Source organism: Thalassospira sp. UBA4513 (assembly GCF_002388495.1).
GTDB classification, from domain to species: domain Bacteria; phylum Pseudomonadota; class Alphaproteobacteria; order Rhodospirillales; family Thalassospiraceae; genus Thalassospira; species Thalassospira tepidiphila.
In genome coordinates this window covers 90,076-99,664 of sequence record NZ_DGMR01000013.1, presented here as the reverse complement: position 1 = coordinate 99,664, position 9,589 = coordinate 90,076, and the positions used below count along the sequence as shown (strand labels likewise).

At 55.8% G+C, this 9,589-nt stretch carries 10 protein-coding genes; 5 read left to right on the top strand and 5 right to left on the bottom strand.

Annotation, left to right across the window (positions count from 1 at the left end; translation table 11 throughout):
* From pnp to B2T33_RS05925, 5 genes are all read left to right on the top strand, one after another.
* Positions 1–984, top strand: a 984-nt coding sequence (gene pnp, locus B2T33_RS05945; RefSeq protein WP_286791411.1) for a polyribonucleotide nucleotidyltransferase, incomplete at its 5' end; no start/stop codon positions are given.
* A gap of 99 nt (positions 985–1,083) precedes the next feature.
* A complete protein-coding gene (locus B2T33_RS05940; RefSeq protein WP_008888877.1) occupies positions 1,084–2,478 on the top strand; it encodes an NAD(P)H-dependent flavin oxidoreductase in 1,395 nt (464 codons plus the stop codon).
* 189 nt (positions 2,479–2,667) lie between these two features.
* On the top strand, positions 2,668–3,108 hold the full coding sequence (gene irrA / locus B2T33_RS05935) for an iron response transcriptional regulator IrrA (RefSeq protein ID WP_063086087.1): 441 nt from the start codon (positions 2,668–2,670) through the stop codon (positions 3,106–3,108).
* Positions 3,109–3,326: 218 nt separating this feature from the next.
* Positions 3,327–3,761, top strand: coding sequence for a rubrerythrin family protein (locus B2T33_RS05930; RefSeq protein WP_064787992.1), 435 nt, complete (start codon positions 3,327–3,329; stop codon positions 3,759–3,761).
* Between the two features lie 95 nt (positions 3,762–3,856).
* Positions 3,857–4,141, top strand: a complete 285-nt coding sequence (locus B2T33_RS05925) for a YciI family protein (protein WP_286791398.1) — start codon at positions 3,857–3,859, stop codon at positions 4,139–4,141.
* Positions 4,142–4,178: 37 nt separating this feature from the next.
* Here the strand turns inward: B2T33_RS05925 and eutC are convergent, their stop codons facing one another.
* The 5 genes from eutC to B2T33_RS05900 form a co-directional block, all read right to left on the bottom strand.
* A complete protein-coding gene (gene eutC / locus B2T33_RS05920) occupies positions 4,179–4,952 on the bottom strand; it encodes an ethanolamine ammonia-lyase subunit EutC (protein WP_286791396.1) in 774 nt (257 codons plus the stop codon).
* Positions 4,953–6,344, bottom strand: a complete 1,392-nt coding sequence (locus B2T33_RS05915; protein ID WP_286791393.1) for an ethanolamine ammonia-lyase subunit EutB — start codon at positions 6,342–6,344, stop codon at positions 4,953–4,955. It lies immediately after the preceding gene.
* 168 nt (positions 6,345–6,512) lie between these two features.
* Entirely contained in the window at positions 6,513–7,337 is an 825-nt protein-coding gene (locus B2T33_RS05910; RefSeq protein ID WP_008888883.1) for an ABC transporter ATP-binding protein, read from the bottom strand.
* Positions 7,331–8,392: a FecCD family ABC transporter permease gene (locus tag B2T33_RS05905; protein WP_286791380.1), complete on the bottom strand. Its 1,062-nt coding sequence runs from the start codon at positions 8,390–8,392 to the stop codon at positions 7,331–7,333. Before B2T33_RS05905 ends, B2T33_RS05910 begins: the two co-directional genes overlap by 7 nt.
* A complete protein-coding gene (locus B2T33_RS05900; RefSeq protein ID WP_008888885.1) occupies positions 8,392–9,522 on the bottom strand; it encodes an ABC transporter substrate-binding protein in 1,131 nt (376 codons plus the stop codon). The genes B2T33_RS05905 and B2T33_RS05900 overlap by 1 nt, the downstream gene beginning before the upstream one ends.
* Positions 9,523–9,589 lie beyond the last annotated feature (67 nt).

The window sequence follows — 9,589 nt, the reverse complement described above, 5'->3', positions numbered from 1 at the left end:
TACAACTTCCCGCCCTACTCGGTTGGTGAAGCTGGCCGCATGGGTTCGCCGGGCCGTCGTGAAATCGGTCACGGTAAACTGGCATGGCGTGCCCTGCACCCGCTGATGCCGGGCAAGGATGCCTTCCCGTACACCACCCGTATCGTTTCCGAAGTCACCGAATCAAACGGTTCTTCCTCGATGGCAACCGTTTGCGCAAGCTCGCTTGCGATGATGGATGCCGGTGTTCCGCTGGCACGCCCGGTTGCGGGTATCGCCATGGGCCTGATCAAGGAAGCCGAAGATTTCGCAGTTCTGTCCGACATCATGGGTGATGAAGATCACCTTGGTGACATGGACTTCAAGGTTGCTGGTACCGAAAACGGCATTACCTCGCTGCAGATGGACATCAAGATCACCTCGGTAACCCCGGACATCATGCAGATCGCCCTGAAGCAGGCCCGCGATGGTCGTCTGCACATTCTTGGTGAAATGGCCAAAGCCCTTCCGGAAGCACGTGGTGAAGTTTCGGGTAACGCCCCGACCATCACCCAGTTCTCGATCCCGAAAGACAAAATTCGTGATGTCATCGGTTCGGGCGGTAAGGTCATTCGCGAAATCTGCGAAGAGACCGGTGCAAAGGTTGATATTGAAGATGATGGTTCGATCACTGTCGCACATACCGACGGTGCAAAAGGCAAGCAGGCCGTGGATTGGATCAAATCCATCGTTGCGGAACCTGAATTGAATCATATCTATGATGGTAAGGTCGTTAAGGCTGTCGATTTCGGCGCATTCGTGAACTTCTTTGGTGCGCGTGACGGTCTGGTTCACATTTCCGAACTGGCACCTGAGCGTGTCAAACAGGTTTCGGACATCGTGAAAGAAGGCGACCAGGTTAAGGTCAAAGTCATCGGTTTCGATGATCGCGGCAAAATCAAACTGTCGATGAAACGTGTTGACCAGGAAACCGGTGCCGACCTCGACGCAGGCGACGCCGAATAAAGCAAACGGGATGCCGGACGACGATAAAAACGCGACGTCGTCCGGCACTCTGCGCGATGCCATAGCATCGCGGGCAAAGGCCGAATGGGAGAGACGAATTTGAAAGCCCTTAAACCGCTCGTCATGTCGGGTAAAGAAGTCTTGCCAGTTATCGAAGGTGGCAAAGGCGTTGCTGTATCGACGGGTAAAAGTTCCGGCGCATGGGCTGCTGCCGGTGGTATCGGGACTTTTTCCGCTGTGAATGCCGATTCTTATGATGAGAACGGCAATCTGGTCCCGATCGAATATGCAGGAAAAACCCGCAGTGACCGCCATCAGGAACTGATTGCCTACGGCATTCGTGGTGGTATTGCACAAGCACAGATCGCACATGAAATGCGGAACGGCGAAGGCCGTCTGCACATGAACGTATTGTGGGAAATGGGCGGTGCCGAACCGATCCTTCACGGCGTTCTTGAAGGTGCCAAAGGCCTGATCCACGGGGTAACCTGTGGTGCCGGCATGCCCTACAAGATTGCTCAGATTTCTGCGCAATACGGCGTTCACTATTATCCGATTGTCTCGTCAGCCCGTGCTTTCCGCGCATTGTGGCTGCGGGCCTATAAAAAGACCCCGGAATGGCTGGGTGGCGTGGTTTACGAAGATCCGTGGCGCGCTGGTGGTCATAATGGTCTGTCGAATTCCGAAGATCCGCTTGTGCCCGAGGATCCGTTCCCGCGTGTTGCAGCCCTTCGTGAATTCATGAACTCCGTTGGTCTGAATGATGTTCCGATCATCATGGCAGGCGGTGTCTGGTTCCTGCGTGATTTCGAAGACTGGATCGACAATCCCGAAGTGGCCCCGGTGGCCTTCCAGTTCGGGACTCGTCCGCTTCTGACACAGGAAAGCGAGATTTCCGACGAATGGAAACAGCGCCTGACCAGTCTTAAGAATGGTGACGTGTCGCTGCATAAATTCAGCCCGACTGGTTTCTATAGCTCGGCTGTGCGCAATGCGTTCCTTGAAGATCTGCATCAGCGTTCTGATCGTCAGGTACGCTATTCACGTACCGCCGAGGCGGATCTGCATGTCGGTATTCCGCTGGGCCGTCGTGGTCGTCCGATCTATGTGCGTGAAGACGATGCCGACAAGGTCAAGGCTTGGCTTGAAGCTGGCTATACCGAAGGCATGCCGACCCCGGATGACACCATGGTGTTTGTCACCCCGGAAAGCGCACTGACGATCAAGAAAGACCAGATCGACTGCATGGGGTGCCTGTCACAGTGCCAGTTCTCCAACTGGGAACAGCATGAAGGCACCACTGGCAAACGTGCTGACCCGCGTTCCTTCTGTATCCAGAAGACGCTCCAGAGCATTGCCCATGGCGCCAAAGTCGAAAATGAACTGATGTTTGCCGGTCACAATGCCTACAAGTTTGGCGAAGACCCGTTCTACGCCAACGGCAATATTCCGACTGTGAAGGAACTGGTCGACCGCATCATGACGGGCGATTGATCCTGACGTCAGACCAAATAAAAAAGGGCCGGTTTTTACCGGCCCTTTTTGTTTGTTTTTCGCAGTATTTCATCCCGCGATTATAGTTGATCAAAATCAAAGAACAACGCGTCCGGGTTCTTTAGTCTGTCCCCAGCATTCATTAGGGCCATTATGATTTTGGCCCGACCACGACAAAGGGGCAAAGCTATGGGACATACATCGCGTCCATATACCAACGCGCTTAACCGGCTCAAGGATGCCAATCTGCGTCCGACGCGTCAGCGTCTGGCACTGGCACGTTTGCTGTTTGATGACGGCCATCGTCATGTCACAGCAGAACAGCTGCATTCCGAAGCCATGAGCAACAATATCAAGGTATCGCTGGCAACGGTTTACAACACCCTGCACCAGTTCACCGATGCGCGCCTTCTCAATGAAATCGTGATTGATTCGGGTCGGTCCTATTTCGATACCAACACCGAACCGCATTACCATTTCTATTGCGAAGAAGACGGCATGCTGTCCGACATTCCGGCAGGTGACGTCAAGATCGCCAACATTCCGAACATGCCCAACGGCACGGAACTGGCATCGGTTGATCTGGTATTCCGACTGCGTCGCAACCAGGCGGCGAAGGACGCAGCCTAAGACATCGCGCGGCCGTTATTTGCGCAAGCCTTGCGCAGGTGACAGGCAGATGAAATCTGACACCTGATCAGTGCAATTGCCCCTGCTCTGCTTGACGGTGGCGGATTTCACGACACATAAAGGGCGGCAAGACCACTTGGTTTTGCCGCCTTAATTTTTGCGACTTTGGCTCATACAACAACGCTGTATTGGGCGAACAATAACAAGGAACAGCGCACATGGCGCTTAAGGGAACACGTACCGAGGCAAACCTGCGCGCGGCCTTTGCCGCCGAGGCACAAACCAATCGTCGTTATCTTTACTTTGCCCAGCAGGCCGACATCGAAGGCTATACCGAGGCAGCCGAGCTGTTTCGCACCGCAGCTGAGGCCGAAACCGGCCATGCATTCGGCCATCTGGAATTTCTTGAAACGGCTGGCGATCCTTTGACCGGCAAAGAACTGGGCACCACCCGCCTGAACCTTGAAGCGGCCATCGCGCAGGAAAAGGACGAGGCCGAAACGGCCTATCCCGAAATGGCCCGTATTGCCCGTGAGGAGGGCTTGGAAGATATCGCTGCATGGTTTGAAAGCCTGGCCCGCGTGGAAGCCGCCCATGCAGATCGTATCGAACGTCTTCTTACCCGGATGGGGAGCAAAACGGACGGTGCATAAAGCTGCTTGATCGCCAAAATGTGATTTGTGATCAGCGTCGAAACGCCGGATTGTGCGCAACCCAAACCCTTAGACTCTAACAGGGAAAATCAGCAATGTTTGTTGTCTCGCTGAACTACAAGGTTCCGCTTGAACAGGTCGATGCGCATATCGAAGACCATATTGCCTGGCTAAAGCAGGCCTATGCAAAGGGCATGTTTCTGGCATCTGGGCGCAAGATCCCGCGTGATGGCGGGGTGATCCTTGCCAAGGGGGATCGCGCCGCACTGGAAGATGAACTGACCCGCGATCCGTTCCATCAACATGATCTGGCCGATTACCACATCACCGAGTTTGATCCGGTGATGGTGGCAGACGGTCTTGAGGCCCTTCAGGGCTGATGAGGGCAAACAAAGGGCTGCCTTCGCGCCCGCATGCCTAGCCTTCGATCAGTTCCGGGTTGGATGAGTTGTCCTTGAGCGCCACACCCGACAGACCCATCTTGCGGGATTCTGTCATCAGATAAGCGATCTTTTTCGCAGCCTTTTCCGGGGGCAGGCCAGCCGGTCGTATGTTGGAAACACAGTTGCGATCTGCGTTCGACCTTCCGCGCCTTGGCCCCCAGGTCAGATAGCAGCCAAGCGAATCTGCGCTCGACAGGCCTGGGCGTTCGCCGATCAGCATCACGGTCAGCTTGGCGCCTAGTGCTGCGCCAATTTCATCACCCAGTCCGACACGTGACTGGGTGGCCAGTGTGATCGGGGCGACCGACCAGCTTTCCCCCAAGTGATCAAGGATCAGCTTTAAGGTATTGGCTGCATGGTCATGGGTGGCGCGGGCAGACAAGCCATCGGTCAGAATGAAGGCAACGTCATAGTCCCCGGCATGCTTGCCAAGCGCAGCAACAGAGTCTTCGTCCAGCAACCGGCCAAGATCGGGTCGCTGCAGATAGGTCGGGCGATCCTGTGCGGCGGAATGGACATCAAGGATTGCGTGATCAACCCCGTCAAGCTGGTCGCGCACGGAGTTGGGTTCAAACGCCATATGCACCGAATCCCGGGCGCGTGCATGCGCCATCTGGAATTCAAGCAACCGTTCGGTCGGCAGCCCGTCACCCACCCGGCCAAGGCCGATACGGGCATCGGTATGGGCACGAAGCGTGTTCCAGGGATCAAGGCCGCTTGGGATTTTCTTGTTGGTCAGATTGCTCATTTAAGCGGCCCCCGACCATGCCAGAAGGTTTTGCGCTGCCTGCCCGTCAAGTTGTGGACGGGTACGGCCATGCTGATCAAGGATTTCCATCTTGCGCAGCCAGGCGGCAAATTCCGGGGCCGGTTGCAGACCCAGTACAGAGCGCAGATACATCGCATCATGGAAGCTTGTGCTTTGGTAATTGAGCATGATGTCATCTGCACCGGGGACGCCGATGACGAAGTTACAGCCAGCAACCCCCAGAAGGGTCAACAGGTTGTCCATGTCATCCTGATCGGCCTCGGCATGGTTGGTATAGCAAACATCACAACCCATCGGCACGCCAAGCAACTTGCCACAAAAGTGATCTTCAAGCCCGGCACGGGTGATCTGTTTGCCATCAAACAGATATTCCGGACCGATGAAGCCGACCACCGTATTGACCAGAAGCGGCGAGTATTTGCGCGCGACCGCATAGGCGCGCGCCTCGACAGTTTGCTGATCGATGCCTTCGTGGGCATCGGCCGAAAGCGCAGCACCCTGCCCGGTTTCAAAATACATGACATTGTTGCCGACCGTGCCGCGCTTAAGCCCCTTGGCGGCGTCTTCGGCCTCGGCCAGCATGGCCTGGGTGATGCCAAAGCTTTCATTGGCCTTTTGCGTGCCGGCAATCGACTGGAACACCAGATCAACCGGGGCATTGCGCGCCATAACATCAATCACCGTCGTGACATGGGCCAAAACGCACGACTGGGTCGGGATATCGATCCGTTCGCGAACTTCATCAATCAGTTTGAGAAGCTCAATCATCGCTTCCGGGCTGTCAGTGGCCGGGTTGATGCCAATGACCGCATCGCCGCTGCCATGCATCAGACCGTCAAGGATCGAGGCCGCAACACCCGCAGGATCATCAGTCGGATGATTGGGTTGCAGGCGCACCGAAAGATGGCCGGGCAGGCCGATAGTGTTGCGAAAGGCCGTCACCACATGGCATTTCTTGGCAACCGCGATCAGGTCCTGATTGCGCATCAGTTTTGATACCGCCGCGACCATTTCCGGTGTCAGGCCGGGTGCCAGATGTTTAAGTACTTCGGGGGTGGCGTCATCGGTCAGAAGCCAGTTGCGAAAATCACCGACGGTCATCGAGGATACCGGTGCAAAGGCATCTGCATCGTGATCATCAATAATCATGCGCGTGACGTCGTCATCCTCGTAGGGAACCAGTGCCTCGCTCAGAAACCGTTTGAGCGGCACATCGGCCAGCGCAAAGCGCGCTGCTACCCGTTCTTCATCCGAACTTGCCGCAAGCCCGGCGAGCAAATCGCCGGACCGAAGCGGGCTTGCCTTTGCCAACAGGGTTTTCAGGTCGGGAAAGGTAAAGCGTTCAAAACTGAATGGCGCGCCGGTCTGCAAGTTCTGCCTCCTGAAGCATGAAAGACATCGCCAGGAATTTTTGCCCCTGTCCGCAAAGGAAAACAGCGCCAAACATGACGCTGTTGCGATGCATGATCATCATTTGTCCATGGAACCAGAAAATGCCTCAAATGCAAAGTTTTTAATCACAGGGAAAGGTGCACCTTTCTATTGTGCAGCCTGTGCGACCTCCGTCAGGGTCTTGCGGGCCGTGGCCGTATTGTGCCGACTGTTGGTTTCATCGCTCGGGCCGCGCAGGACGATATGCGGATGGCCAAGCGAATTGAGTTCGACATGCCCATCAACCTGATAGACATCGCGCAGAAGGTCACTGTCGATGACATCAGAACACGGACCGAACGCGACCATCTTGCCATTGCGAATGGCCATGGCCTGATCACAATATTGCAGGGCGTGGTTGAGGTCGTGAATGGCGATCAGGACAATGATGTTCTGCCCTTTGGCGACATCGCGCATAAAGGACAGGACTTCCATTTGGCGATGCAGATCAAGTGCTGATGTCGGTTCATCCATCAAAAGGATTTTCGGATCACGCACCAATGTCTGGGCAATCGCGACCAACTGGCGTTGCCCGCCGCTCAGCTCGCCCAAGTTACGCGCGGCGAGATCGCCAATACGAAGGGCGGCCAGAATATCATCAATCCGGGCCAGTTCATCTGCCCGCACGCGCAGGCTTGATCCCTGCTTGGCGGCCAGAATGATCGATTCATAGACCGACAACACCGCGGTTGAGCCGGTATCCTGGGGCATATAACAAATCGTATTGCGTTCCTTGCGGTGTGATCCGAGGTCAACAATACCATCGCCCTTTGCAAGGCCGGCCACGCGGCGAAACAGGCTTGATTTGCCGGCTGCATTCGGGCCGATGACGGCAGTTACAGTGCCTGGCTGGATGGTCGGGGTGGTAACATCAGATACCACCTGCACCTTGCCATAACGGGTTCCGATATTTTCGAGACGCAGCGTTACCATGATTTCCTCCGACTTGCGAAAATCAGCGAGAAGAAGAAGGGTACACCGACAAGGGCGGTAATTACCCCGATGGGCAGGATGGCGCCCGGGATCAGCAGCTTTGACAACACGGATGTTGCCGACAGGATCAGGGCACCGCACAGGATCGATGCCGGCAGGAAGAAGCGTTGATCTTCGCCCACCAGCATGCGGGCAATATGTGGCCCGACAAGCCCGATGAAGCCGATGGTGCCGACAAAGGAAACCGGAATGGCAGCCAGAAGGCTTACAATCAGCATGGTGCGCAGGCGAAGCCCCTGCACATTCACCCCAAAGCTCTCCGCCTTGGCATCACCCAGACGAAGGGCGGTCAGTGCCCATGCCTGACGGGCAAACAGCGGAATGGCGATAACGACAGCAATGGCGGTCACCGCAACCTTGGTCCAGGTCGCCTTGACCAGTGACCCCATGGTCCAGAAGACAACAGCCGCCAACGCCTGTTCACTTGCCAGATACTGCAAAAGGGCCAGAAGCGCATTGAAGGTAAAGACCAGCGCAATGCCAAGCAACACGATGGTTTCAACCGTCACCCCACGCATGCGGCTGAAGAAATGAATGATCAGGGCCGTGCCCATCGCCATGATGAAGGCATTGAGCGGAATGATGAATTCGACAAAGGCCGGCAGAAGGGCGACCCCCAGTACAAGCGCCAGTGCCGCGCCAAACCCGGCGGCGGCTGAAATGCCCAACGTAAACGGGCTAGCCAGCGGGTTGGCAAGGATGGTCTGCATCTGTGCGCCAGCGGTCGACAGCGCCGCGCCCACGGTCAACGCCATGAGTGCGACCGGCATGCGGATATCCCAGATCACCACGCGTAACTGATCAATCGCCGACGAAGGATCAAGCAGGGTGGCGATCACGTCGGATAATGGATAGTTCGCCGGGCCCGTTGCCAGATCGATGGCAAATGAAAGAAACAATGCGCCCGCCATTGCAAGCAGGAGCATGAAACGACGCAGGGAGCGTGCCTTGTAATGCACGCTCCCGGCTTCGACACTGAGTTGGTTGGTCGTCATTAGTTTGTGGCTGTATCACTGATCGAGATGAAGTAGCCCGGCTGGTAATCCAGCGGCAGGAAGCGTTCGTGCAGTTCCTTGAAGGTTGCTTCCGGATCGATATCGGCAAACAGGTCCGGGTGGAACCATTTCGCCATCTGTTCGATCACTACGAACTGGTACGGGCTGTTATAGAACTGGTGCCAGACAGCATGAATTTCGCCGTTCTCGACCGCCTTGATGCCGGTGAAGGCCGGGCGTTCCATCAAGCCAACCAGTTTGCGGCGTGCTTCAACCATATCGGCATCCGGGCCAAGACCGACCCATGCGCCACCCGGGGAATAGGCTTCCCAGCTGGCACCGGTACCAACGAACTGATCGGGGTTGGAGGCCACAACCTGTTCCGGGTTGATCGTGCCAAAGGTGCCCGGGATAATGGATGCTGCGATGTTCACGCCGCCAGCCATTTCGACCATGGTGCCGAAGTTCTCGTTGCCAAACGACATGCAGCATTCATCGGAATAACCCGCAGCACGTTCAATGAAGACTTGCGGTTTTTCCGGATTTGCCTTGGCAATGCGATCGGTCACGTTCTTGATGCTGTCAGAACGGAATTTGATGAATTCGGCCGCACGATCTTCCTTACCGGTCAGTTGGCCGAGGATCTTCATGCTGGTGTCGGTATTTTTCATCGGCGCTTCGCGGAAGTCGATATAGACCAGCGGAATGCCGACAGCAGCCAGTTTTTCGTCAAAACCGCCGTCTTCGGTGGCAGCCTTGGCTTCAAGGTTCATGATCACGACGTCCGGATTGACCGAAATGGCCTGTTCGATGTCGAACGTGCCGTCTTTAATGCCGCCAAAGGTCGGAATGTCGTCAATGCGCGGGTATTTCGCAGCATAGATGTCGTAGGTCTGCGGATCAGCCTTTTTCAGGTCATCGCGCCAGCCGACAACGCGCTGGAACGGGTCTTCACTGTCGAGTGTCGCCAGACCATAGATCAGGCGGCCTTCGCCCAGAATGACCTTCTGAACTGGTACTTCGACTGTAACTTCACGTCCGGTAACGTCGGTCACCGTGACCGATTCTGCTGCCTGTGCGGTGCCTGTGACCAGCATGGTCAGAGCAGCAAATACACCCAAAAATTTCATTCCCGTTCCCTCAGATTAGGATTGCCTGTCGAGCGATTTATCAGTTATTGAGAATGAAAATCAATCT

Excerpts from the sequence above, each read along its gene's own strand:
- irrA (WP_063086087.1), top strand. The coding sequence starts at position 2,668 with ATGGGACATACATCGCGTCCATATACCAACGCGCTTAACCGGCTCAAG.
- B2T33_RS05930 (WP_064787992.1), top strand. The coding sequence starts at position 3,327 with ATGGCGCTTAAGGGAACACGTACCGAGGCAAACCTGCGCGCGGCCTTT.
- B2T33_RS05925 (WP_286791398.1), top strand. The coding sequence starts at position 3,857 with ATGTTTGTTGTCTCGCTGAACTACAAGGTTCCGCTTGAACAGGTCGAT.
- eutC (WP_286791396.1), bottom strand. The coding sequence starts at position 4,952 with ATGAGCAATCTGACCAACAAGAAAATCCCAAGCGGCCTTGATCCCTGG.
- B2T33_RS05910 (WP_008888883.1), bottom strand. The coding sequence starts at position 7,337 with ATGGTAACGCTGCGTCTCGAAAATATCGGAACCCGTTATGGCAAGGTG.
- B2T33_RS05905 (WP_286791380.1), bottom strand. The coding sequence starts at position 8,392 with ATGACGACCAACCAACTCAGTGTCGAAGCCGGGAGCGTGCATTACAAG.
- B2T33_RS05900 (WP_008888885.1), bottom strand. The coding sequence starts at position 9,522 with ATGAAATTTTTGGGTGTATTTGCTGCTCTGACCATGCTGGTCACAGGC.